Annotated in this window: 20 protein-coding genes and 2 pseudogenes; 9 read left to right on the top strand and 13 right to left on the bottom strand. The window is 72.2% G+C overall.

What is annotated here, in order from left to right:
• The first annotated feature begins 326 nt into the window (after positions 1-326).
• The gene (locus ABZ079_RS07185) at positions 327-1,964 is read left to right on the top strand and encodes a protein kinase (protein WP_356938395.1); all 1,638 of its coding nucleotides are present in this window, start codon (positions 327-329) and stop codon (positions 1,962-1,964) included.
• Between the two features lie 99 nt (positions 1,965-2,063).
• Here the strand turns inward: ABZ079_RS07185 and ABZ079_RS07180 are convergent, their stop codons facing one another.
• Complete coding sequence (locus ABZ079_RS07180) at positions 2,064-2,606, bottom strand: bacterial proteasome activator family protein (RefSeq protein ID WP_356938394.1); 543 nt, start codon at positions 2,604-2,606, stop codon at positions 2,064-2,066.
• Between the two features lie 174 nt (positions 2,607-2,780).
• On the opposite strand from ABZ079_RS07180, the gene ABZ079_RS07175 reads away from it, so the two are divergent.
• A complete protein-coding gene (locus ABZ079_RS07175) occupies positions 2,781-3,494 on the top strand; it encodes a hypothetical protein (RefSeq protein ID WP_356938393.1) in 714 nt (237 codons plus the stop codon).
• Positions 3,495-3,510: 16 nt separating this feature from the next.
• Here ABZ079_RS07175 and ABZ079_RS07170 read toward each other — a convergent pair whose 3' ends face one another.
• The 7 genes and pseudogenes from ABZ079_RS07170 to pdhA all read right to left on the bottom strand — a co-directional run bounded on the left by ABZ079_RS07170 (position 3,511) and on the right by pdhA (position 11,536).
• Positions 3,511-4,491, bottom strand: coding sequence for an NAD(P)H-quinone oxidoreductase (locus ABZ079_RS07170; protein ID WP_356938392.1), 981 nt, complete (start codon positions 4,489-4,491; stop codon positions 3,511-3,513).
• Positions 4,492-4,564: 73 nt separating this feature from the next.
• Positions 4,565-5,662, bottom strand: a complete 1,098-nt coding sequence (locus tag ABZ079_RS07165) for a potassium channel family protein (protein ID WP_356938391.1) — start codon at positions 5,660-5,662, stop codon at positions 4,565-4,567.
• Positions 5,659-7,296 (bottom strand): annotated as a pseudogene (locus ABZ079_RS07160) (molybdopterin-binding protein); the annotation flags it as partial. The pseudogene ABZ079_RS07160 and the gene ABZ079_RS07165, both read right to left, overlap by 4 nt.
• Before the next feature lie 167 nt (positions 7,297-7,463).
• Positions 7,464-7,874, bottom strand: a pseudogene (locus ABZ079_RS07155) (molybdenum cofactor guanylyltransferase); the annotation flags it as partial.
• 163 nt (positions 7,875-8,037) lie between these two features.
• Entirely contained in the window at positions 8,038-9,381 is a 1,344-nt protein-coding gene (locus ABZ079_RS07150; protein WP_356938390.1) for a dihydrolipoamide acetyltransferase family protein, read from the bottom strand.
• Positions 9,381-10,385: an alpha-ketoacid dehydrogenase subunit beta gene (locus tag ABZ079_RS07145; protein ID WP_356938389.1), complete on the bottom strand. Its 1,005-nt coding sequence runs from the start codon at positions 10,383-10,385 to the stop codon at positions 9,381-9,383. The genes ABZ079_RS07150 and ABZ079_RS07145 overlap by 1 nt, the downstream gene beginning before the upstream one ends.
• Entirely contained in the window at positions 10,382-11,536 is a 1,155-nt protein-coding gene (gene pdhA / locus ABZ079_RS07140) for a pyruvate dehydrogenase (acetyl-transferring) E1 component subunit alpha (protein WP_356938388.1), read from the bottom strand. The genes ABZ079_RS07145 and pdhA overlap by 4 nt, the downstream gene beginning before the upstream one ends.
• 190 nt (positions 11,537-11,726) lie before the next feature.
• Here pdhA and ABZ079_RS07135 point away from each other — a divergent pair, with 190 nt between their 5' ends.
• Entirely contained in the window at positions 11,727-12,212 is a 486-nt protein-coding gene (locus ABZ079_RS07135; protein WP_356938387.1) for an Lrp/AsnC family transcriptional regulator, read from the top strand.
• Between the two features lie 155 nt (positions 12,213-12,367).
• On the opposite strand, the gene ABZ079_RS07130 is transcribed toward ABZ079_RS07135, so the two are convergent.
• Positions 12,368-12,955: a TetR/AcrR family transcriptional regulator gene (locus ABZ079_RS07130; protein WP_356938386.1), complete on the bottom strand. Its 588-nt coding sequence runs from the start codon at positions 12,953-12,955 to the stop codon at positions 12,368-12,370.
• Positions 12,952-14,466: a 3-hydroxyacyl-CoA dehydrogenase gene (locus ABZ079_RS07125; protein WP_356938385.1), complete on the bottom strand. Its 1,515-nt coding sequence runs from the start codon at positions 14,464-14,466 to the stop codon at positions 12,952-12,954. The genes ABZ079_RS07130 and ABZ079_RS07125 overlap by 4 nt, the downstream gene beginning before the upstream one ends.
• Before the next feature lie 159 nt (positions 14,467-14,625).
• On the opposite strand from ABZ079_RS07125, the gene paaN reads away from it, so the two are divergent.
• Positions 14,626-16,317: a phenylacetic acid degradation protein PaaN gene (paaN, locus tag ABZ079_RS07120; RefSeq protein WP_356938384.1), complete on the top strand. Its 1,692-nt coding sequence runs from the start codon at positions 14,626-14,628 to the stop codon at positions 16,315-16,317.
• On the opposite strand, the gene ABZ079_RS07115 is transcribed toward paaN, so the two are convergent.
• The 3 genes from ABZ079_RS07115 to ABZ079_RS07105 are packed head-to-tail and all read right to left on the bottom strand — an operon-like array spanning position 16,314 to position 19,325.
• The gene (locus tag ABZ079_RS07115; protein ID WP_356938383.1) at positions 16,314-17,069 is read right to left on the bottom strand and encodes a TrmH family RNA methyltransferase; all 756 of its coding nucleotides are present in this window, start codon (positions 17,067-17,069) and stop codon (positions 16,314-16,316) included. The genes paaN and ABZ079_RS07115 overlap by 4 nt on opposite strands.
• Before the next feature lie 10 nt (positions 17,070-17,079).
• Positions 17,080-18,288 carry an HTTM domain-containing protein gene (locus tag ABZ079_RS07110; protein WP_356938382.1) on the bottom strand — a complete coding sequence of 403 codons (1,209 nt, stop codon included), beginning with the start codon at positions 18,286-18,288 and terminating at the stop codon, positions 17,080-17,082.
• Complete coding sequence (locus tag ABZ079_RS07105; protein ID WP_356938381.1) at positions 18,285-19,325, bottom strand: DUF5819 family protein; 1,041 nt, start codon at positions 19,323-19,325, stop codon at positions 18,285-18,287. Before ABZ079_RS07105 ends, ABZ079_RS07110 begins: the two co-directional genes overlap by 4 nt.
• 393 nt (positions 19,326-19,718) lie before the next feature.
• Between ABZ079_RS07105 and paaA the strand changes: the two genes are divergently transcribed.
• From paaA to ABZ079_RS07080, 5 genes are read left to right on the top strand one after another with little or no spacing between them, the layout of a single operon-like run.
• Complete coding sequence (gene paaA / locus ABZ079_RS07100; protein WP_356938380.1) at positions 19,719-20,735, top strand: 1,2-phenylacetyl-CoA epoxidase subunit PaaA; 1,017 nt, start codon at positions 19,719-19,721, stop codon at positions 20,733-20,735.
• Positions 20,732-21,019: a 1,2-phenylacetyl-CoA epoxidase subunit PaaB gene (gene paaB, locus ABZ079_RS07095; protein ID WP_184967739.1), complete on the top strand. Its 288-nt coding sequence runs from the start codon at positions 20,732-20,734 to the stop codon at positions 21,017-21,019. The genes paaA and paaB overlap by 4 nt, the downstream gene beginning before the upstream one ends.
• Positions 21,016-21,735 carry a 1,2-phenylacetyl-CoA epoxidase subunit PaaC gene (paaC, locus tag ABZ079_RS07090; RefSeq protein ID WP_356938379.1) on the top strand — a complete coding sequence of 240 codons (720 nt, stop codon included), beginning with the start codon at positions 21,016-21,018 and terminating at the stop codon, positions 21,733-21,735. Before paaB ends, paaC begins: the two co-directional genes overlap by 4 nt.
• Complete coding sequence (paaD, locus tag ABZ079_RS07085; RefSeq protein WP_356938378.1) at positions 21,729-22,256, top strand: 1,2-phenylacetyl-CoA epoxidase subunit PaaD; 528 nt, start codon at positions 21,729-21,731, stop codon at positions 22,254-22,256. The genes paaC and paaD overlap by 7 nt, the downstream gene beginning before the upstream one ends.
• Entirely contained in the window at positions 22,256-23,320 is a 1,065-nt protein-coding gene (locus tag ABZ079_RS07080) for a 2Fe-2S iron-sulfur cluster-binding protein (RefSeq protein ID WP_356938377.1), read from the top strand. Before paaD ends, ABZ079_RS07080 begins: the two co-directional genes overlap by 1 nt.
• Positions 23,321-23,368 lie beyond the last annotated feature (48 nt).

The raw sequence follows: 23,368 nt of genomic DNA, 5'->3' as shown, positions 1-23,368 counted from the left end.
TCTGCCCGCGGTGCGCGCGGTGTTGTTACGGTCTCCGTCGGCCACGCTACAGCCTTCGCGGTGGCCTCCGGTCCGGAACCGGAACCGGGACCGGCCTGAGACGGACCGGTCATGAAACCTCTAGCACGCGCTCTCGTGCAAATTCCGTGTACCGGTCGCACGCCCGAAGTAACGCTTCCGCGACGCTTCTTTCGCGTACGGTCACGGAACGGGCACCGAGCTTGACGTGTCGGTGCCCTCGGGCAGACTTGGCCGGGAATGACACATTCGATCAAGGCCTGTTCGCTGGGCGGCGACGCCGGACGGCCAGTGGGGGACGCGGAGAGATGAGCCAGGACGGCGCACACGGCCGGTACGCGGGGCAGGCGCTGGCCGGCGGCCGCTACCAGCTGCGCGACTTGCTCGGCGAGGGCGGCATGGCCTCGGTACACCTGGCGTACGACGCCGTGCTGGACCGTCAGGTCGCGATCAAGACGCTCCACACCGAGCTGGGCCGCGAGCAGGCCTTCCGCGAGCGCTTTCGCCGCGAGGCCCAGGCCGTGGCCAAGCTCACGCACACCAACATCGTCTCCGTCTTCGACACGGGCGAGGACACACTGTCCGACGACGGCTCCGCCGCGGGGACCGGCATGCCGACGCCGTACATCGTCATGGAGTACATCGAGGGCCGGCCGCTGGGCTCGGTCCTGGGGGAGGACATCCGCCAGTACGGCGCGATGCCCGCCGACAAGGCGCTGAAGATCACCGCGGACGTGCTGGCGGCGCTGGAGATCAGCCACGAGATGGGGCTGGTCCACCGCGATATCAAGCCGGGCAACGTGATGATGACCAAGCGCGGTGTCGTGAAGGTCATGGACTTCGGTATCGCCCGCGCCATGCAGTCCGGCGTCACCTCGATGACTCAGACCGGCATGGTCGTCGGCACCCCGCAGTACCTCTCGCCCGAGCAGGCCCTCGGCCGCGGCGTGGACGCCCGCTCCGACCTGTACTCGGTCGGCATCATGCTGTTCCAGCTGGTCACCGGGCGGCTGCCGTTCGACGCCGACTCCCCACTGGCGATCGCGTACGCGCATGTGCAGGAGGAGCCGGTGGCTCCCTCGTCGATCAACCGCGCGCTGCCGCCCGCGGTCGACGCGCTGGTCGCCCGCGCGCTGAAGAAGAACCCGAACGAGCGTTTCCCGACCGCCGAGGCCATGCGCGCCGAGTGCCTGCGCGTCGCGGCCTCCGTCCAGCCGGCCGCGCCGAGCATCGTGCCGGGCGCCGGACCGGTGCAGAGCGGCTCGGGCGTCGGCTCCGCGGTGTTCCCGCCGGTGGGCCAGACGACCCCGCCGCCCGCCGGGCCGGTGCAGACGCCGTACCAGCCGAATCCGTACGGCCCCCAGACGCCCGCGCCCGCCCCGACCTACGGCTATCCGCAGCAGGGCGGCTACCAGACGCCTCCGGTGGGCTACGGACCGCAGACCGCCGCGACCCCGCCGCCGTACACGATCTCGCCCCAGCCGGGCGCGCAGCCGGGCGGCGGCAAGAGCAACAAGCCGGTGATCATCGGCTCGGTCGGGGTGGCGCTCGTCGTGGTCGTCGGTCTGGTCGTCGCCCTGACGCTGCACGACAACGGCGACGGCAACCAGGGCCGCGGCGCGAGCGCCTCGAAGTCCGCCTCCCACAAGGCGGGCTACCGCGGTCCGGACCCGACCCGGCGGATCGACAAGGACAAGTGCACGGCCCCGGACGAGTCCTACGACGACCCGGACAAGATCCAGCTGCCCGACTTCCGCTACAAGGACATCAGCTCCGTGAAGGAGTGCCTCCAGGCCGCGGGCTGGACCTGGCACATCAAGAAGGTGAACGAGAACACCTGGGGCAAGGACACCGTCATCGACCAGTTCCCCGGCGAGGGCACGGATGTCGACCCCAAGGACCTCGGCAAGATCGAGCTGAGCGTCTCGACGGGCGAGCCGCAGTAACCCTCGTCAACCCCGTGTGAAAGGGCCCGGCGGTCGTCCGCCGGGCCCTTTCGCTTGCCGTGGTTCAGTCGCGTGGACGGCTCACAGGAAACCACCCGCTCACAGGTACGGCCCGCCCGTGCGGCCGCCGGCGCGGGGGTCGTCGCCCTCCTGGCCGGTGACGCCCGGCGGAAGGGCGCGGCGCATCTGCTCCAACTGGGCCCGCGCGGCCATCTGCTGGGCGAACAGCGTCGTCTGGATCCCGTGGAAAAGGCCCTCCAGCCAGCCCACCAACTGCGCCTGCGCGATGCGCAGTTCCGCATCGCTCGGGGTCGCGTCGTCGGTGAACGGCAGCGACAGCCGCTCCAGTTCCTCGACCAGCTCCGGGGCCAGCCCGTCCTCCAGCTCCTTCACCGAGCTGGCGTGGATCTCCTTCAGCCGCACCCGGCTGGCCTCGTCGAGAGGAGCCACGCGCACCTCCTCGAGGAGCTGCTTGATCATGCTGCCGATCCGCATCACCTTGGCCGGCTGCTCGACCTGCTCCGTCACCGGAATTTCGCGGGAGTCCTCGTCTCCGCCCCCGCCGCCGATCGCCATGCCGTCCTGGCCCACGACCAGGATCTGGGGATTCTCCGGCGACCGTTCGTTCCTCGGCATCTCCATGCCGCCATTCTCTCGCACCCGTACACCTCATCACCGTCGTGCCCCCTCGCGGGGCTGATCCACCGTTTAGACCCGACGGCCCAATCCGAAGTGCCCTCTTTGTCATTGAATGTGAGGCTGATTCCCGTCGGTTTTCCATCGGTCACAGCACCTGGGCTCCGGGAGGTCACCGACGTGTCTTCATGGCTGCGACTCTCGCACCACTGCGTACGGCTGCTGCTCGTGCTCACGGCGGCCTTGCCGGTCTACGGCGCCGTCACCGCCTACGGCACCGTGCTCGCGTACGCCGTCGAGCCCGACGCGTCCCACGCCGCCGGCGGACGCCCGGCCCTGCCGGCCCATCCGGCCCCTCCGGTCCCTCTCGCCCCTCCGGACAGCGAGCGCCCGGATCATCTCGGGCACGAGCAGGCGGACCGTCCGGGCCCTGGGCGGTCTCACCAGGCCGCCGCCGGTGCGTGGGCCGTCCCCACACCGTCCGACTCCGCCTCCGCCTCGGTCCGCCCCTCCCACCCCGCCACCGAGCCGTCGCGGGCGGGGAGCCGGGCCGGTGAGGGGAGGATGCGGCCGGGACGACCGGACGGCCCCGCGGCCGAGGTGGAAGGCGACGACGACACCCTGCCCATCCGGGCTTCCGATACCGCCGGCCAGCCGGAGGAACCGGAGACCGCGGACGTCCCGGGCGGGACGCAGGGCGCCTCCCAGCCGCCCGAGGAGGCCGGCCTCGAGCCCACCCGGACCCCGCGGCCGCCCGCCGCCCAGCAGCCCGTCCAGCAGGGCGAAGCCCGCACCGAGCCGGTCCTGCAGATCCTTCCGCTGGGCAGCGGGCTGGTCCTCATCGGCCTGGGTCTGGGGCTGGCGCTCCTGGGGCTCAGGCTCCGCAAGAGCTGACCCGCCCCACGCCCCGCTACGGCGCGACCAGCAGCACCTTGCCGATGTGGCCGCTCGCCTCCAGCACCCGGTGCGCCTCGGCCGCATCCGGCATCGGCAGCTCGCGGTCCACGACCGGGCGGACCTGCCCGGTGGCGAGCAGAGGCCACACATGCTCGCGTACGGCCGCCACGATGGTCGCCTTCTCACCGAGCGGGCGGGCGCGCAACGAGGTCGCACTGATCGCGGCCCGCTTGTTCAGCAGCGTCCCGATGTTCAGCTCCCCCTTCACACCCCCCTGCATGCCGATGATCGCGAGGCGGCCGCTGACGGCGAGGGCCTGGACGTTGCGGTCCAGGTACTTGGCACCCATGTTGTCGAGGATGACATCGGCACCCGCGCCGTCGGTCGCCTGCCGGATCTCGGCGACGAAGTCCTGCTCGCGGTAGTTGATGAGGACGTCCGCGCCCAGCTCGGCGCAGTAGTCGAGCTTCTCCTTGGTGCCCGCGGTCACCGCGACCTTGGCGCCGACGGCCTTGGCGAGCTGGATCGCCATGGTGCCGATGCCGCTGGAGCCACCGTGCACCAGCAGTGTCTCGCCGGGGCTCAGCTGCGCGACCATGAACACGTTGGACCACACGGTGCAGACCACCTCGGGCAGCGCGGCCGCCTGCCCGAGGTCGACGCCCTCCGGCACGGGCAGCAGTTGTCCGGCCGGTACGGCGACCTTCTCGGCGTAGCCGCCGCCCGCGAGCAGCGCGCACACCTCGTCACCGACGGCCCAGCCGGACACGCCGGGGCCGAGCGCGACGATCCTGCCGGAGCACTCCAGACCGGGGTAGGGGGAGGCACCGGGCGGCGGATTGTAGAAGCCCTGACGTTGCAGGACGTCGGCACGGTTGACGGCGCTGGCCACCACCTCGACCAGCACCTCGCCCTCGCCGGGCACCGGATCGGGGACCTCCGCCCACACCAGCGCCTCGGGACCGCCAGGTTCGGGAATCGTGATCGCATGCATGCACGCGACGCTACTCCCCGCGGGTGCCGTCTCCGAGGCAGCCCCGCCCGCCCCGGACGCCGGGGCTGTCCCGTCAGTCTCGGGGCAGTGGCCGGGTGTCCGGGGTGACCTGGGCGCCGGGGGAGGCGCGCATGATGGTGATCAGGCGGTCCGTCAGCTGGAGGGTGCCGATGGACGCGTCGTCGTAGCCGAGCACCCGGTGTCCGCGGACGATACTCACGACGAGGTCGTCCGTCTCGCGCGGTGTCTTGCCCACCTCGCTGCGGACGACCGGGCGCTCGATGAGGTCCAGGCCGCTGCCCTGCTGGATCAGGTCCTCCATGACCATGCCGGCCGCGGGGCTGAGCACCGAGAGACCGAGCAGCCGCCCGGCCGCGCCCGAGCTGGTGATGACGGCGTCCGCACCGGACTGCTTGAGCAGCGGGGCGTTCTCCTCCTCGCGGACGGCGGCGACGATCTTCGCGCTGCGGTTGAGCTGGCGGGCGGTCAGGGTGACGAGGACCGACGTGTCATCGCGCTGCGGGGCGACGATGATCTGCCGCGCCTTGTGCACCTCGGCACGCTTGAGCACATCACTGCGGGTGGCGTCCCCTATGACCCCCGCGTAGCCCTCCGCGGTCGCCGCGTCGATCACCTTGGAGCTGGGGTCGATGACGACCACCTGTTCTTTCTTCAGGCCGGTCGCGCAGACGGTCTGGATGGCCGACCGCCCCTTGGTGCCGAAGCCGATGACGACGGTGTGGTCACGCAAGGTGGACCTCCAGCGGTTCAGGCGCCATTCATCCCGGGTGCGTTCCGTGAGGACCTCCAGCGTGGTGCCGACCAGGATGATCAGGAACAGCACGCGCAAGGGTGTGATGACGAAGATGTTGGTCAGCCGGGCACCGTCGCTGACCGGGGTGATGTCGCCGTAGCCGGTGGTGGAGAGGGTGACGGTCGCGTAGTAGAACGCGTCGAGGAGGTCGACCGAGCCGTCGGAGTTGTCGTTGTAGCCCTCATGGTCGGCGTAGACGGTCAACGCGGTGGCGACCAGTACCGCCAGGGCCATGAACAGCCGTTTGACCACCTGGCGGATCGGACGCTCCACCACTTTCCTCGGGAGTTGCACCCGATGGGTCACCAGATGTTCGCCCGCCTGGCGGGCGATGGCGTCCTGGCCCGGAAGTTTCACGTGAAACACACCCCGATTCCGGCGGCCGCCCACGGCAGGTCCAGCAGTTCCGTCTCCTCGCCCTGCCGGGCCCCGCCCGGCGATACGACGGCCAGCGCGTCGGCGGCGGCGATGCCCCGCAGCATGGCCGGGCCGTTGTAGTGCAGCGGTACGGCACGGTCGCCGCGCAGCACCACGGGGATGAGCCGGGTGTCGTGGGGATGCCCCTGCACCGCGTCCCTGAGCGGCAGCGTGTACGGCTCCGGGGCGGGACGGGCGGCGAGGGTCCGCAACAGCGGCTCGGCGAGCGTGAGCAGGCCGGAGACGGCCGCGAGGGGGTTGCCGGGCAGGCCGACGAGGTGCTGGTTGTCCTTGGTGCGGGCGAGCAGCATGGGGTGGCCGGGGCGCACCTCCACGCCGTCGACGAGGAGCTCGGCGCCGATCCGTTCCAGGACGGGATGGACGTGGTCGACGGGTCCGGCGGCGGTGCCGCCCGTGGTGACGATCAGGTCGGCGTCGGAACCGGTGACCGCCTTGCGCAGGGCTTGGGCGTCATCACCGATCCGGCGCACCGCGACGACCTCGGCGCCGAGCCCGCGCAGCCAGGGCGGCAGCATGGGTCCGAGCGCGTCCCGGATCAGCCCGTCGTGCGGAAGGCCCTCGGTCAGCAACTCGTCGCCGAGGACGAGGACGTCGACGCGGGGCCGGGGAACGGCGGTGACGGTGTCGTATCCGGCCGCCGCGGCGAGGCCCAGTACGGCCGGGGTGACCAGGGTGCCGACGGGCAGCAGCTGGTCGCCGTCGCGGCACTCCTGGCCACGGGGGCGGATGTCGTGGCCGTGCACGATGTCGCGCGTGGCGTGCAGGCGGCCCTGGGCGTCCGTGCGGCCGTGCTCGGTACGCAGGACGGCGGTGGTGTCGGGGGGGATGCGGGCGCCGGTCGCGATCCGCACCGCTTCGCCGTCGGTGAGCGGCCCGGGGTGCGCGTGCCCGGCGAGTACGCCCTCGTCGCGCACCTCCCAGGGGCCGGGCCCGGCGACCGCCCAGCCGTCCATCGCGGAGGTGTCGAAGGACGGCAGGTCGGTGAGCGCGTCGAGGGGGGCGGCCAGGACCAGCCCGAGGGCGTCGCCGAGCGGCACGGAGACGGTGGCGCGGCGGGCGCCGGACCGCGCGGCGCGGGAGGCGATCTCGCGGGCCCGCGGCCAGGGGGTGGCCCGGTGCCGCTCGTGCCGGCCGGCTCCGTCCGCCGGCGGTCGGCGCCGGGGGGCGGGGGCGGTGCTGCCGTCCTCGGGTTTCCTCACCAGGGCCAGGGCCTCCTCGACGTCGAGGTCGTCGCTGTCCACGGCGGGCGCCCCGGACCGGGTTCCGGGGGCGGTCATCCGGCGTCCGGGGCGCTCGGGCCCCCGCTCTCGTCTTCCGCGCCCACGCTGTTCTCCTCTTCCCACCGCAGGGCCAGCGCGGCGGCTCGGCGGGCGGCCTCGGCGACGGCCTCGGGACCTCCCTTGCCCTGGGCCGCGGCGTAGCCGACGAGGAAGGTGGTCAGCGGGGCGGCGGGCCGGGCCACGCCGTGCGCGGCGTCCCGTGCCAGGTCGAGCAGGACGTCGGTGTCGACGTCCAGGTCGATGCCCAGTTCGTCCTTGACTGCGGAGATCCATTCATCCAACACGTGCCCATGCTCCCTGATGCGTGCCCTGGCGTCGGCGATGTCGTCCCAGGTGTCGCAGTCGAAGGATGCCAGCGGGTCCGGGACGCGGATGAGGCGGAGGGCGCCGGTCAGGCGGCGCAGGGGCAGTCCGGTCAGGCCGTCGTGCGCGGCGGCGAGGGAGGTCAGCTCGCGGCGCAGCGCGGCGCTGCGGTAGGCGGCCACGAGCGGCTGGTCGCGGCCCCCCGCGTCGGTGAGTAGCGCACCATCGGCTCCGGAGTCCAGCAGGGTCCCCAGTAGGCGCCTGACGGCGGCCTGTTCGAGGAAGGGGAGGTCGGCGGAGAGGACAACGGCGTACTCGGCCGTGGTGTGCCGCAGCCCTGCCTCCAGCGCGGCCACCGGTCCGGCGCCGGGCGGCTCCTCGCGCGCCCAGCGCACCGGCCGCGCGGTGGGCCGGGGCGCGGCCACGACGACGGTCGTACGGGCGCCCCCGCAGGCCGCGAGCACCCGGTCGAGCAGCGCGCGGCCCCCGACCCGCACGCCGGGCTTGTCGGCCCCGCCGAGCCGCCGGGCGGCACCACCGGCCAGCACGACGGCGTCGTACGGCACGGCGGTCCCGGGTGCGGCGGGGGCGTTGTCGGTCACCCTCCGAGTATGTCCTGTCGGCCCCTCCGTGCGGACCGGTGCGTCACAAGGTGCGCAGGAGCACCGGCCTTCACGGTCGCGGCTCGCGCAGGACCACCTGCCTTCATGATCACAGCGTGCGCAGGAGCACCGCCGGCTGTTCCACGCAGTCCGCCACGTACCGGAGGAAACCGCCCGCGGTACCGCCGTCGCACACCCGGTGGTCGAATGTGAGCGAGAGCTGCACGACCTGGCGCACCGCCAGCTCGCCCTCGTGCACCCAGGGTTTGGGGACGATGCGGCCGACGCCGAGCATGGCCGCCTCCGGGTGGTTGATGATCGGCGTGGACCCGTCGACGCCGAAGACGCCGTAGTTGTTCAACGTGAAGGTGCCTCCGGTGAGTTCCCCGGGTGTGAGCGTCCCGGTGCGGGCGGCCTCCGTGAGCCGGGCGAACTCGGTGGTCAGCGACTCGGCGTCGCGCGCGTGGGCGTCCCGGACGACCGGCACGACCAGCCCGCGCTCGGTCTGCGCGGCGAATCCGAGGTGTACGTGCTCGAGTCGGACGACCTCGCGGGCCTCGGTGTCGACGTAGGAGTTCAGTTCGGGGAACCGGGCGAGGGCGGCGGTGCAGATGCGGGCGAGCAGCGCGAGGAGGGAGATCTTGGGTCCTCCGGCCGCGTTCATCGCGGCCCGCGCGTGCATGAGCCCGGTGGCGTCGGCGTCGACCCAGCAGGTCGCGTCCGGGATCTCCCGGCGGCTGCGGGAGAGCTTGTCGGCGACGGCACCGCGGACGCCCTTGAGCGGGATACGGACGCCCTCTCGGGAAGGAGACGCCCCGGGGGCCGGTACGAGACGTTCCTCGACCGTGGCGGTCCGTGCGGCCGGCTCCTCGACCGTGCGGGTCGGCGCGGCCTTGGCTCGCAGCACGCCCTCGACATCGGCCCGCAGGATCAGCCCGTCGGGTCCAGAGCCGGCCAGTTGCCGCAGGTCCACACCGTTGTCGCGGGCGAGCCTGCGCACCAGCGGAGAGATCACCGGGACCGGGCCGTCGACGAGGGCAGGCGCCGCAGCCGCGGCGCGCGCGGCGGGGGCGGGTTCGGGCTGCCTGGCCTGCCCGTTGCGGGCTGCCGTGCCCGCCGCGGACCGCACCCGGCGCCGCCGGGCCGCCGGGGCCTGGGTGCCGTAGCCGACCAGGACGTTGCCCGAGCCCTCCGGCGCCGCCGCCGGTTCGCCCACGGCCACCGTCAGCAAGGGAGCCCCGACGGGCAGTTCCGTGCCCTCCTCGCCGAAGCGGGCGGTGACCACACCGCCGTAGGGGCAGGGGACCTCGACCATCGCCTTGGCCGTCTCCACCTCGACGACCGGCTGGTCGACGGCGACGACGTCACCGACCTGCACCAGCCAGCGGACGATCTCGGCCTCGGTGAGTCCTTCGCCGAGGTCGGGGAGCTTGAACTCCAGCACCTGTGCCATCAGCCCTCGGCCTCCCACTGCAGCCGCGCCACGGCGTCCAGGATGCGGTCGACGCCGGGCAGGTGGTGCCGCTCCAGCATGGGCGGCGGGTAGGGGATGTCGAAGCCGGCCACGCGCAGCACCGGCGCCTCCAGATGGTGGAAGCAGCGCTCGGTGATGCGGGCCGCGATCTCGCCGCCCGGCCCGCCGAACCCGGTGGCCTCGTGGACGACGACCGCACGTCCGGTGCGCCGTACGGCCGCGCAGACCGTCTCGTCGTCGAACGGCACCAGGGAACGCAGGTCGACGACCTCCAGGTCCCAGCCCTCCGCCTGCGCGGCCTCAGCGGCCTCCAGGCAGACCGGCACGGACGGGCCGTAGGTGATGAGCGTGGCGCTGCGGCCGGGACGCCGCACGACCGCCCGGCCGATCGGCTCCACGTCCGTCGGGTGCTCCGGGTTCCAGGAGTCCTTCGACCAGTACAGCCGTTTGGGTTCCAGGAAGACGACCGGATCGTCGGAGGCGATGGCCTGGCGCAACAGCCCGTAGGCGTCGGCGACCGTCGCCGGTGTGACGACGTGCAGGCCCGGGGTGGCCATGTAGTAGGCCTCGGAGGAGTCGCTGTGGTGCTCCACGCCGCCGATGCCGCCGCCGTAGGGGACGCGGACGGTGATCGGCAGGGGCATCCTGCCGCGCGTGCGGTTGCGCATCCGGGAGACATGGCTGATCAGCTGCTCGAACGCCGGGTAGGCGAAGGCGTCGAACTGCATCTCCACCACCGGGCGCAGGCCGTACATGGCCATGCCGACGGCGGTGCCGAGGATGCCGGCCTCGGCGAGCGGGGTGTCGGTGCAGCGGTCCTCGCCGAACTCCTTGGCGAGGCCGTCGGTGACGCGGAAGACACCACCGAGGGCGCCGACGTCCTCGCCCATGACGTGCACGGTGGGGTCGGCGGCCATCGCGTCGCGCAGCGCGCGGGTGAGGGCCTGCGCCATGGTGGCGGGCTTGACGGCGACGGTGGTCATCGGGCGTCGCCTTCCTGCTCGCCGTGCTGCTCCTGCTCGGCTTCCAGCTCGGCCCGCAACAGGGCGCGCTGTTCGCGCAGCTGGGCGGTGGTCTCGGCGTAGACGTGGTCGAAGAGGTCCATGGGGTCGGGCTCGGCGTCGCGGTTCATGCGCTCGCGCAGGTCGGCGGCCATCGTCTCGGCGTCCTGCCGAGCGGCCTCGACACCGGCCTCGTCGAGCAGCCCGCGTGAGGTCAGCTCCTGCTCCAGCAGCTGGATCGGGTCGTGTGCGCGCCAGGCCTCGACCTCGGCGTCGCCGCGGTAACGGGTGGCGTCGTCGGCGTTGGTGTGGGCCTCGATGCGGTACGTCACCGCCTCCACCAGGGTCGGACCGCCGCCCGCGCGTGCGTGCCGTACGGCGTCGCTGAGGACCTCGTGCACGGCCGCCGCGTCGTTGCCGTCGACCAGCCGGCCCGGCATGCCGTACCCGACGGCCTTGTGGGCCAGGGAGGGCGCGGCCGTCTGCTTGGCGAGCGGGACGGAGATGGCGAAGCCGTTGTTCTGCACCAGGAAGACCACCGGCGCCTGCCAGACGGCGGCGAAGTTCAGGGCCTCGTGGAAGTCACCCTCGCTGGTGCCTCCGTCGCCGACCATGGCGAGCGCCACCACGTCGTCGCCCTTGAGGCGGGCGGCGTGGGCGAGGCCGACGGCGTGCGGGAGCTGGGTGGCCAGCGGGGTGCTGAGGGGGGCCACGCGGTGGGCATAGGGGTCGTAGCCGCTGTGCCAGTCGCCGCGCAGCAGGGTGAGGGTCTCGACCGGGTCGACGCCCCGGGCGACGACGGCGAGGGTGTCGCGGTAGCTGGGGAAGAGCCAGTCGCGCTCTTCGAGGGCCAGGGCGGCGGCGACCTCGCAGGCCTCCTGGCCGGTGCTGGAGGGGTAGACGGCGAGACGGCCCTGCTTGGTCAGCGCGGTGGCCTGCGTGTTGTAGCGGCGCCCGCGCACCAGCTGCGCGTACAGCCTGCGCAGCAGGTCCGGGTCGGCCTTGGCGGCCGCCTCCGTGCCGAGGACGCGGTAGGGCTCGGCGTCGGGCAGCAGCGGCGCGGGGTCCATACGGGGCTGCCAGGCGGGCGGCGGCGATGGCCGGTACGCGCCCCGCTGCTCCAGAACCGTCATGACGGCACCTCCTCGTGGGAGCGACTACGGGAGGCGTGTCGGCTGTGACCCGCCTCACCTACCGATTGTTCGGTCGCCGGCACATTTTGGCTACAGGCGCCTTCAGGCTGTGGACAAACGGTTCTCCACAGCCTGGAATGAATGCAGGACGTCCACGGCGGCAGAGCGGGGGGACATGGGAACTGAACAAATGGCCGACGGTCCGCAGTACGCCACCGTTCAGCCACCGCCGCGCCCGCTGGACGCCATCGACCAGGACATCCTGAAGATCCTCCAGGCGGACGGCCGTGCCTCGATACGGTCCGTGGCCGAACGCGTCCACGTCTCGCGCGCCAACGCCTACGCACGCATCAACCGTCTCGTCGAGGACGGCGTGATCCGGGGGTTCAGCGCGCGTGTGGACCACGAGCGCGCGGGGCACGGCACGTCGGCGTACGTCACGCTGAAGATCGTCCAGAACACTTGGCGCACGGTCCGCGAGCAGCTCAGGCAGCTGCCCGGTGCCTCCCACATCGCCCTCATGGGCGGCGACTTCGACGTGCTGCTGCTGGTGCACACGCCCGACAACAAGGCGCTGCGCGAACTGGTGCTGACGCGGCTCCAGGCGATCCCCGAGGTGCTCAGCACCCGCACGCTGCTGGTGTTCGAGGAGGAGGACCTGGAGCCGGACGGCTGAGGCCGGTTCCGGGACGGGGCCGGGCCGCGCCGGAGCCGGACGGTCCTGGCCGGGCTGACGCAGACTGTCGAGGTCAGGCCCGACGTAGCTGGTCGAGAGTCCTGGCCGGGCCTGACGCAGACGGTCGAGGTCAGGCCTTGCACAGACGGTCGCGGTCAGGCCTGCCGCAGGCCGGCGAAGACCAGCCGGACCACCGCGTCGGCCACCTCGCGGCCGCTGGCGCCGCGCACCTCCGGCCGGTACCACTCCACGATGGAGTTGATCATTCCGAAGACCAGCCGGGTGGCCAGCCGGACCTGCACGTCGCCGCGTACGTCCCCGTCGGCGGCGGCCGCCCCCAGCAGTTCGGCGACCCGGTGGTCGAAGTCGCGGCGCCGCTCCAGCGCCCACCGCTCGGTGGCGGTGTTGCCGCGCACCCGCAGCAGCAGGGTCACGTACGGCAGCTCGGCTATGAGCACCTCGACCATGCGCCGCACGACGTGCTCGAGGCGGTCGACGGGCCGCCCCACGCGCGCGTGCTCCTCGTCCAGGATGGCGAACAGGCCGTCCAGCGCGCGGCTGACCGCCCGGCGCAGCAGCTCTTCCTTACCGCTGACGTGGTGGTAGATCGACGACTTGGAGATACCGGCCGCCTTGGACAGGTGCTCCATGGAGGTGCCGTCGTAGCCGCGTTCGTTGAAGACCCGCACGGCGACGGACAGCAGCGTCTCCGGGGTGTACGTGTCGCGCTTGGCGGTGGTCATGAGGTGCCCTCCCGCTGGTCGGTGGCGTACGAGTGCCGGTAGAGGGCGAGGGAGGGCGCGTACCGGCCGGAGGGGTCGCGCTCGTGCAGTTCCTCCAGCAGGTCGTGGGCCCAGCCTCGGGGGAGCCTGCGGCACCACTCGAAGGGGCCGAGCGGGTAGTTGACACCCAGGCGCATCGCCGTGTCGATGTCCTCCTCGGTGGCCGCGCCCTTGGCGACGGCGTCATGGGCGAGGTCGATGAGCCGGGCGACCGTGCGCGCGACGATCATGCCGGGGACGTCGCCGATGACACTGACGTCCTTGCCGAGCGCCTGGAAGAGGCCGGTGGCCTCCGCGAGGGTCCGCGGTGAGGTGTCCTGGGAGGCGGACAGGGCGATGCGGGTGGCCTTGCGGTAGTCGAGGGCGAGGTCGAAGTAGACGACGTCGCGGAACTCCACCGAGGTCTGGCCGTCGGCGAGGGCCAGCTGACCGCCGCTCGGCAGTACCAGGCGCGTGCCCTCGTTCTCGTCCTCTTCACGGAGCTGGATGCCCGCCTCGCGGATCAACGTGAGCAGCTCGGCGGCGGGCCCCAGGCCGCCCTCGGCGGTGACGTGCGCGGGCGGCCGCTCCCTGCCGGCGGTGTGCGGCCCCGGGCGCTCGGCGGCGGCGGTGTAGTCGTACCAGCCGCGCCCGGACTTGCGGCCGAGCCGCCCGGACTCGACCAGCCGGCGCTGGGCGAGGGAGGGCGTGAAACGCACATCCTGGAAGAAGGACTGCCACACCGAATGGGTGACCGACTCGTTGACGTCCTGCCCGATCAGGTCGGTCAGCTCGAAGGCGCCCATCTTGAAGCCGCCGGACTCGCGCAGGACGGCGTCGATGGTGGCCGGGTCGGCGGCCTGCCCCTCATAGACGGCGAACGCCTCGGCGTAGAAGGGCCGGGCGATGCGGTTGACGATGAAGCCGGGGGTGTCCGCACAGGCCACCGGCGTCTTGCCCCAGGCGCGGGCGGTCTCGTACGCGCGCGTGGCCGACGTGACGTCGGTGGCGAACCCGGAGACGACCTCGACCAGCGGCAGCAGCGGGGCCGGGTTGAAGAAGTGCAGGCCCACGAAGCGGCCCGGGTGGCGCAGCGGGCCGGCGATGGCCGTCACCGACAGCGAGGAGGTGTTGGTGGCGAGCAGGCAGTTTTCGGCGACGACCTCCTCCAGCTCCGCGAAGAGCTGCTGTTTGATGTCCAGCCGCTCCAGGACGGCCTCGACCACCAGCGCACAGTCGGCCAGCTCCGCGAGGCTGTCCACGGGCTTCAGACGGGCGCGGGCCGCGTCCCGGTCGATGCCGCTGAGCCGGCCCTTCTCCACGAGACGGTCGAGGCGGACGCCGATCGCTTCGGCCGCGTCGCGGGCCCGCCCGGCGAGGGCGTCGTAGAGCCGCACGGGGTGGCCGGCGACCAACGCGACCTGGGCGATGCCCTGTCCCATGGTGCCGGTGCCGACGACGGCCACGGGGCTGCTGAGGTCGAGTGCTGTCATGTGCGCGATCCTCCCGCACGGGGTTTTCCACAGATGCGGCGGTCCCCCTTGTCCCGACCGATCGTTCGGTTACTCTAGCTCTGACTGCACCGCCCCGCTGCTCTTTCTGCCAGGTCGTGAACTCGACGAAGAGTTCTCCAGACGAGGAGTTGGTCCCGCATGGCCGCCGAACTGACCGCGCACGAGCTGATCGCGAAGCACCGGCCCACTCTCGACCAGGCCCTGGAGGCGATCCGCACCCGCGCGTACTGGTCACCGCACCCCGAGCACCCGAAGGCGTACGGCGAGAACGGCAGCCTGGACGCGGCGGCGGGCAAGGCCGCCTTCGACGCCCTGCTGGGCACCCGACTCGACCTCGGCCAGCCCGGCACGGACGACTGGGTGGGCGGCGAGATCTCGCCGTACGGCATCGAGCTGGGCGTGAGCTACCCGCATGCGGACATCGACGTACTGCTGCCCGCGATGAAGGCCGGTCAGCGCGCCTGGCGCGACGCGGGCGCGGAGACCCGTGCGGTGGTCTGTCTGGAGATCCTCAAGCGCATCAGCGACCGCACCCACGAGTTCGCGCACGCGGTCATGCACACCAGCGGCCAGGCCTTCATGATGGCGTTCCAGGCGGGCGGCCCGCACGCCCAGGACCGCGGCCTGGAGGCGGTGGCGTACGCGTACGTGGAGCAGGTCCGCACGCCCGACACGGCCGAGTGGACCAAGCCCCAGGGCAAGCGGGACCCGCTGGCCCTCACCAAGCGGTTCACGCCGGTCCCGCGTGGCATCGGTCTGGTCATCGGCTGCAACACGTTCCCGACGTGGAACGGCTACCCGGGCCTGTTCGCCTCCCTGGCCACCGGCAACGCGGTATTGGTCAAGCCGCACCCGCGCGCGGTCCTGCCGCTCGCGCTGACCGTGCAGGTCGCCCGGGACGTGCTCGCCGAGGCGGGCTTCGACCCGAACCTGGTGGCGCTGGCCGCCGAGCGCCCCGATGAGGGCGTCGCCAAGACCCTCGCCACCCGTCCCGAGATCCGGATCATCGACTACACCGGCTCGACGTCCTTCGGCGACTGGCTGGAGGCCAACGCCCGACAGGCGCAGGTCTACACGGAGAAGGCCGGCGTCAACACGGTGATCGTGCACTCCACGGACGACTACAAGGGCATGCTGTCCAACCTGGCGTTCTCGCTGTCCCTGTACAGCGGCCAGATGTGCACCACCCCGCAGAACCTGCTGATCCCCCGGGACGGCATCCGCACCGAAGAGGGCCCCAGGACCTTCGACGAGGTCACCGCCGACCTCGCCCGCGCGGTCGACGGCCTCCTCGGTGACGACGCGCGCGCGAACGCCCTGCTCGGCGCGATCGTCAACCCGGACGTCAAGGCCCGTCTCGAGGCCGCGGCCGGACTCGGCGAAGTCGCCCTCGGCTCCCGCGAGATCAGCAACCCGGACTTCCCGGGCGCGGTCGTCCGCACTCCCGTCATCGTCAAGCTGGACGGCGCCAAGCCGGACGACGAGGCGGCCTACATGAGCGAGTGCTTCGGCCCCGTCTCCTTCGCCGTGGCGGTCGACTCGGTCTCCGGTGCGCTGGACCTGCTGCGCCGCACGGTCCGTGAGAAGGGCGCGATGACGGTCGGCGCCTACACCACCGACACCGACGTCGAGCAGGCCGTCGAGGAGGTGTGCCTGGAGGAGGCCGCCCAGCTGTCGCTCAATCTGACCGGCGGGGTGTACGTGAACCAGACCGCCGCCTTCTCCGACTTCCACGGCTCGGGCGGCAACCCGGCGGCGAACGCGGCCCTCACGGACGGAGCGTTCGTGGCGAACCGCTTCCGGGTGGTGGAGGTCCGCCGGGAGGCCTAGGAAGCCGAGGGCGCGCCCCCGGTGGCACTCCAGTGGTACAGCGTCATAGCCACACTCGTGGCGAGGTTGTAGCTGGAGACCTGGGGGCGCATCGGCAGCCGCAGCAGATGGCCGGCACGTGCGCGTAGCTCCGCCGACAGTCCGCTGCGCTCCGAGCCGAACGCCAGCACGGCGTCGTCGGGCAGCTTGGTGCCCCGGATGTCCTCGCCCTCCGGATCGAGGGCGAACAGCGGCCCGGAAGGCAGCTCGTCGACCCCGAGCCGCTCCACGGCGGTCGCGAAGTGCAGGCCCGCGCCGCCGCGCACCACCGTGGGATGCCAGGGGTCGAGCGTCCCCGTGGTGACCACCCCGATCGCTCCGAAACCGGCGGCCAGCCGGATCACGGCCCCGGCGTTGCCGAGGTTGCGCGGGTTGTCCAGGACCACGATGGGGGCGGTGCGGGACGTGCGGCCCAGCACCCGCAGATTGGCCTCGCGGGACGGCCGTACGGCGAGCGCCGCCACCCCCGTCGGATGCGGCCGCGGGACGAGGGCGGCATACGTCTTCTCGGGCACCTCCGTCAGCAGCGCGTCCAGTGCGTCCCGTACGTCCCCGGCCAGCTCGTCGGCGAGGGCGAGCGCGGCCCGCCGGTCGGTGGTGACCGCCACCGGCACCTCCGCGCCGAAGCGCAGCGCGTGCTTGAGGGCGTGGAAGCCGTCGAGCAGCACGGCGGCACCGGCGTGCTCGCGCCAGCGGGTCAGCGGGTCGGTCATGCGGTGAACCCTACGCGGCTCCCACACGTCCCGGAGTGCTCTCCTCCGGGGAACGCGGCGGTGGCACGTCAAGGACGCCGCGCCGGATGATCCGCCCTCGTGCGCGTGCCGCCAGATCACCCAGCCGCCGCAGGAAGGACGTCGGCAGGAACACGGCGTCCGCGGTGATCATCGCCAGCGAGAAGAAGGGCAGGCCGAGGACGACGGCTATCACCGCGTGCTCGGTCATCATCAGCACCAGCAGAACGTTCTTGACCCGTCGGTTGAACAGAGTGAACGGGAAGGCGACCTGCACCATGACCGTCCCGTAGGTCACAAGCATCATGATCGTGCCGCTGGTGGACATCAGGTCGGCGAGTCCTGGCCAGGGCGAGAAGTAGTGCAGGTGGAGCGGGTAGTAGACGGCGGTGCCGTCCTGCCAGCGCGAGCCCTGGATCTTGTACCAGCCGGCGGTGGCGTAGATCAGGCACGCCTCCGCCATGATCACGAACAGGGCGCCGTTGTGCAGGACGTTGGCGATCACATCCAGCAGGATCCGCGGCTCGGCCGGCTTCGTCCGGCGCTCGACGAGCCCCCACACGCCGAGCACCACCCACACCGTCCACAGCAGTGCGGGGATCAGCCAGCCGTTGTCGAACCGGCCGGTCAGCGTCACGGTGACGAGCGCCAGGCCGAACACCGCCCACAGCACCGGTCCCACCCGGTCTGCGGAAACCCGCTCGCCACGCGCGCGTGCCGCCTCGTGGCGCGCTGTCCGCCGCGCGTCGAGGGACCACACCCGACCGCAGCGCGTGAACAGCAGATAGAAGGACATCAGGTGCAGGACGTTGTCGCCGCCGTCCCCCATGAAGACGCTGCGGTTCTGCAGCGACAGCACGCCCACCATGAACAGCACCGACGCGGTCCGGGTGCGCCAGCCGAGCAGCAGCGCCGCACTGGCCAGGACCGCCAGCAGGTAGAAGCACTCGAACCAGGCCCGCCCGTCCGACCACAACAGCGCCGAGAAGGCGTGGTTGTCGGCGGTCAGATCCTTGGCAAGCTGCCAGCCCCAGGGGCCGGAGGGGCCGTACAGCTCCCGGCGGTGCGGGAACTCGCGCAGCAGGAACAGCAGCCAGGTCCCGGCGAACCCGATCCGGATCACGGCGCTCTGGTACGGGCCGAGGGCGGCCTCGGTGACACGGGCGATGCCGCGCGAGAGGGTCAGCGAGAGACGGTTCACCGCACGCCTCCCGCGGCCTCGGCGGCTGTCACGGACCACCAGGGCAGCAGGCGGTAGACGGGCTTGTCGGACACCCGCTCACGGCTCCACTTCGGCGGCTGCACATTGGTGGTGCTGGAGCGGACCTGCACGCGCTGGATGACGCCCTCCTTGCTGGTCGGATCGTCCCGGTACAGCCTCATCACGACGATCCGGCGCAGATACTGCTCGGAGAGGGCGCCGCGCAGGGCCACGGGACGGTTGTCGGCGCTGTGCGTGGTGACGAAGAAGTCCCAGGCCCGGCGCAGCTCGTTCTGCTGGGTGTGGCTGGGCACCAGATTGCCCTCGATCGCGGCGCCGTCCTGGGCGGAGAGGTCGGTCCAGCCGGTGGTGCGCAGTCCGCCGTCCTTCAACCGCACCTCGGCGCGCACCTGGACGGCGATGTTCTGCTGCAGCGGGTTCGGGGCGAACAGCTTCCAGTTCTGTTCGAACTCCGGATAGATCCACTCCTCGATCGCCTTGCCGTGCTGCTTCGTCACCGTGTTCGCGGGCGCGAGGCTGAGGAACACCATCGCCAGATGCACACAGGCGGCGACGGCGACCACCGCGAAGGCCAGCGCGGCGCCGACCTGGTAGCGGGGGGAGAGAGCGGCGACACCGGTACGGGTGGAAGCCGACGACGCCGACGAGGATGGCGAGGCAGTCGATGCTGAGGGGACAGTCGATGCCGGCACCCTCGATGCCGTCGGTACAGTCGGTGCCGAGGTGGGCGGGACCGCCTCCGACGACCGGCCCGACTCGTCGGACCCAACGGATCCGCCGGACCCGCCGGACCCACCGGACCCGCCGGACCCACCGGACCCACCGGACCCACCGGACCCACCGGACCCACCGGACCCACCGGACCGTCCGGACCCGCCGGACCCGCCGGACCCGCCGGACCCGCCGGACCCGCCGGACCCGCCAGACTCCAGCGGCCTGAACGGCTTGGGCGGTTCCAAGGGCTCGAAGGCACCCGGTCCCTGCCGGGCCCCCGAGTCCTCGTCGTACGCGTCCATTGCGCCCCGTCCCCCGTTTCGGCTCATTCGTTCCGCTGATCGCTTCGGCTGAGTGGGTCAGCTCGGCGGGCGGCACCTGCCACGGGCGCCGCACGATGCATGAGCGCCGCACCGGCGCTCGCACGGAACGGTACTCAGCCGGGACCACCGGGCGCAGCCCCGGGTACGGGCCTATGGCCGTGGCCCTCGCCACGCCGCACGCCCAGCCCCGGCCCCCACCCGGTCCCTTGACCTGTCGCGGGCCGGCTCTCCGGCGCGTTGTCCACAGGAAGCCCGCGGAGTTTTCCACAGTGGTTGACACCCTCCGGCGGCCCGGCACACCATTGATAGCGCACGGACCGAACGATCGGTCGGGACAGAATCCACCGCAGAGCCCGAGGTCAGGGGGACCGCATGGCCACAGCAGCCGCGCAGCGCACGGCCCGTACGCAGGCGGACGGCGCGCAGGGCACCGTCGAAACGACGGCCTATCAGCGCGCCTTCGACGCGGCCGTGGCCGCCGACGAACGCATCGAACCGCGCGACTGGATGCCCGACGCCTACCGCGCGACCCTGGTCCGGCAGATCGCCCAGCACGCGCACTCCGAGATCATCGGGATGCAACCGGAGGCCAACTGGATCACCCGCGCGCCCTCCCTGCGGCGCAAGGCCATCCTGATGGCCAAGGTCCAGGACGAGGCCGGTCACGGCCTGTACCTGTACAGCGCGGCCGAGACCCTCGGCACCGGCCGCGACGAGTTGCTGGACAAGCTGCACAGTGGCCGCCAGAAGTACTCCTCGATCTTCAACTACCCGACGCTGACCTGGGCCGACGTCGGTGCGATCGGCTGGCTGGTGGACGGCGCCGCGATCACCAACCAGGTTCCCCTGTGCCGCTGCTCCTACGGCCCGTACGCGCGGGCCATGGTGCGGATCTGCAAGGAGGAGTCCTTCCATCAGCGCCAGGGCTACGAGCTGCTGCTGGCCCTCAGCAAGGGCACCCCGGAACAGCACGCGATGGCCCAGGACGCGGTGGACCGCTGGTGGTGGCCCTCGCTGATGATGTTCGGCCCGCCCGACGACGAGTCCCAGCACTCCGCGCAGTCCATGGAGTGGAAGATCAAGCGCCACTCCAACGACGAACTGCGCCAGCGCTTCGTCGACATCTGCGTCCCCCAGGCCGAGTCCCTGGGTCTCACCCTGCCCGACCCTGAGTTGAGGTGGAACGAGGAGCGGGGGCACTACGACTTCGGTCCGATCGACTGGACGGAGTTCTGGGAGGTCCTCAAGGGCAACGGCCCGTGCAACGAGCAGCGCATCACCCAGCGCAAACGCGCACACGACGAGGGCGCGTGGGTACGGGAAGCGGCCGCGGCGTACGCGGCCAAGCACACCGGCGGCGCCGGTGAGACGGGAGCGGAGCGAGCATGAGCACCACCGACTGGCCCCTGTGGGAGGTCTTCGTACGCTCCCGGCGGGGCCTCTCCCACACCCACGCCGGCAGCCTGCACGCACCCGACGCGGAGCTGGCCCTGCGCAACGCCCGCGACCTCTACACCCGGCGCGGCGAGGGCGTCTCGATCTGGGTCGTCCCGGCCGCCGCGATCACCGCCTCCTCGCCGGACGAGAAGGACCCGTTCTTCGAGCCGTCCGCCGACAAGCCCTACCGGCACCCGACCTTCTACGAGATCCCGGAAGGGGTGAAGCACCTGTGACCGCGACCGTTCCCGCGACCGCCGCGCTCGCCCTCGGTGACGACGCCCTGGTGCTCTCCCACCGCCTCGGCGAGTGGGCCGGACACGCCCCCGTCCTGGAGGAGGAGGTCGCTCTCGCCAACATCGCCCTCGATCTGCTCGGCCAGGCCCGCGTGCTGCTGTCCCTGGCCGGCGACGAGGACGAACTGGCCTATCTGCGCGAGGAGCGGGCCTTCCGCAACCTCCAGCTGGTCGAGCAGCCGAACGGCGACTTCGCCCACACGATCGCCCGCCAGCTGTACTTCTCCACCTACCAGCAGCTCCTCTACACCGAACTGGCGGCCACGGACGGCCCGTTCGCGCCGCTCGCCGCCAAGGCGGTCAAGGAGGTCGCCTACCACCGCGACCACGCCGAGCAGTGGACGCTGCGGCTCGGCGACGGCACCGGGACCAGCCACGAGCGGATGCAGCGTGCCTGCGACGCGCTGTGGCGGTTCACCGGGGAGATGTTCCAGCCGGTGGAGGGCCTGGAGGCCGACTGGGCGCTCATGGCGGAGCGTTGGCTGGAGTCCGTCCGAGACGTCCTCGGCCGTGCCACCCTCACCCTCCCCGAGGGGCCGCGCACCGGGGCCTGGTCGGCGGGTGCCGGCCGGCAGGGCCTGCACACCGAGCCGTTCGGGCGGATGCTCGCCGAGATGCAGCACCTGCACCGCAGTCACCCGGGGGCGTCATGGTGACCGCCACCGCCCTGGAGGCGCAGCTGCTGGAGCTGGCCGGCTCGGTGCCCGACCCCGAACTGCCCGTGCTCACCCTCCAGGAGCTGGGCGTGGTGCGCGCGGTGCGCATGGACGGCCCGGACACGGTCGAGGTCGACCTGACACCCACCTACACCGGCTGCCCGGCCATCGAGGCGATGACCCTCGACATAGAACGGGTGCTGCGTGCCCACGGCATGCGTGAGGTCACCGTCCGTACGGTGCTCGCGCCCGCCTGGTCGACCGACGACATCACGCCCGAGGGACGCCGGAAGCTCCAGGAGTTCGGCATCGCTCCCCCGCGCGTGCACCACGCCGCGGGTCCGGTCCCGCTGGCCCTCGGCGCGACCCGGACGCAGGACACGGAGACCGAGCCGGTCCGCTGCCCGCACTGCGGCTCCGCCGGCACCGAGCTGCTGAGCCGGTTCTCCTCCACCGCCTGCAAGGCGCTGCGCCGCTGCCTGGCCTGCCGCGAACCGTTCGACCACTTCAAGGAGTTGTGATGGCGCGCTTCCACCCGCTCCCGGTGGCCGCGGTCGACCGGCTCACCGACGACTCCGTCGCCCTCACCCTCACCGTCCCGCCCGAGCTGCGCGAGGAGTACCGGCACGCACCCGGCCAGCACCTCGCGCTGCGCCGCCGCGTCGACGGCACGGAGATCCGGCGCACGTACTCGATCTGCTCGCCCGCCCCCGACCCGGCCGGCGAGGGACCGAGCAGCCTGCGGGTGGGTGTGCGGCTGGTCGAGGGCGGAGCCTTCTCCGCCTACGCGCTGAAGGAGATCAACGTCGGCGACGAGCTGGAGGTGATGACCCCGGCCGGTCGCTTCACCCTCCGGCCGGCGCCGGGCCTGTACGCGGCGGTCGTCGGCGGCAGCGGCATCACGCCGGTGCTGTCCATCGTGTCGACCCTGCTGGCACGCGAACCGGAGGCCCGGTTCTGCCTGATACGCAGCGATCGCACGGCTGCCTCCACCATGTTCCTGGAGGAGGTCGCCGACCTGAAGGACCGCTACCCGGAGCGGCTGCAGCTGGTGACCGTGCTCTCCCGGGAGGAGCAGCAGGCGGGCCTGCCCTCCGGCCGGCTCGACCGGGAGCGGCTTGCGGAGCTACTGCCCGCGCTGCTGCCGGTGGAGCGGGTGGTGGGCTGGTTCCTGTGCGGTCCGTACGGGCTGGTGCAGGGGGCGGAGAAGGCGCTGCGCGGGCTGGGCGTGGGCCGGGACCGGATCCACCAGGAGATCTTCCACGTGGACGCGGGGTCGCCTCCGGCGGCCGTCGTCCCGGCGCCTGCGCACAGCACCGTCACCGCCCGGCTCGACGGACGCGGCGGCACCTGGCCGGTGCGGGAGGGGGAGTCGCTGCTGGAGACCGTCCTGCGCAACCGCTCCGACGCGCCCTACGCCTGCAAGGGCGGGGTCTGCGGGACCTGCCGGGCCTTCCTGGTCTCGGGCGAGGTGCGCATGGACCGCAACTTCGCGCTGGAGTCGGAGGAGACGGAGGCCGGGTATGTGCTGGCCTGCCAGTCGCATCCGGTGACGGAGAAGGTCGAGCTGGACTTCGACCGCTGACGCACCGTTCCCTTCTTCTAGAACCTGTTCTATCTTGACGGCCCGTCA

It is taken from the genome of Streptomyces sp. NPDC006314 (genome assembly GCF_040613075.1).
GTDB lineage: Bacteria > Actinomycetota > Actinomycetes > Streptomycetales > Streptomycetaceae > Streptomyces.
The sequence above is the reverse complement of the archived record's forward strand: the minus strand, read 5'-3'. Positions and strand labels throughout refer to the sequence as shown.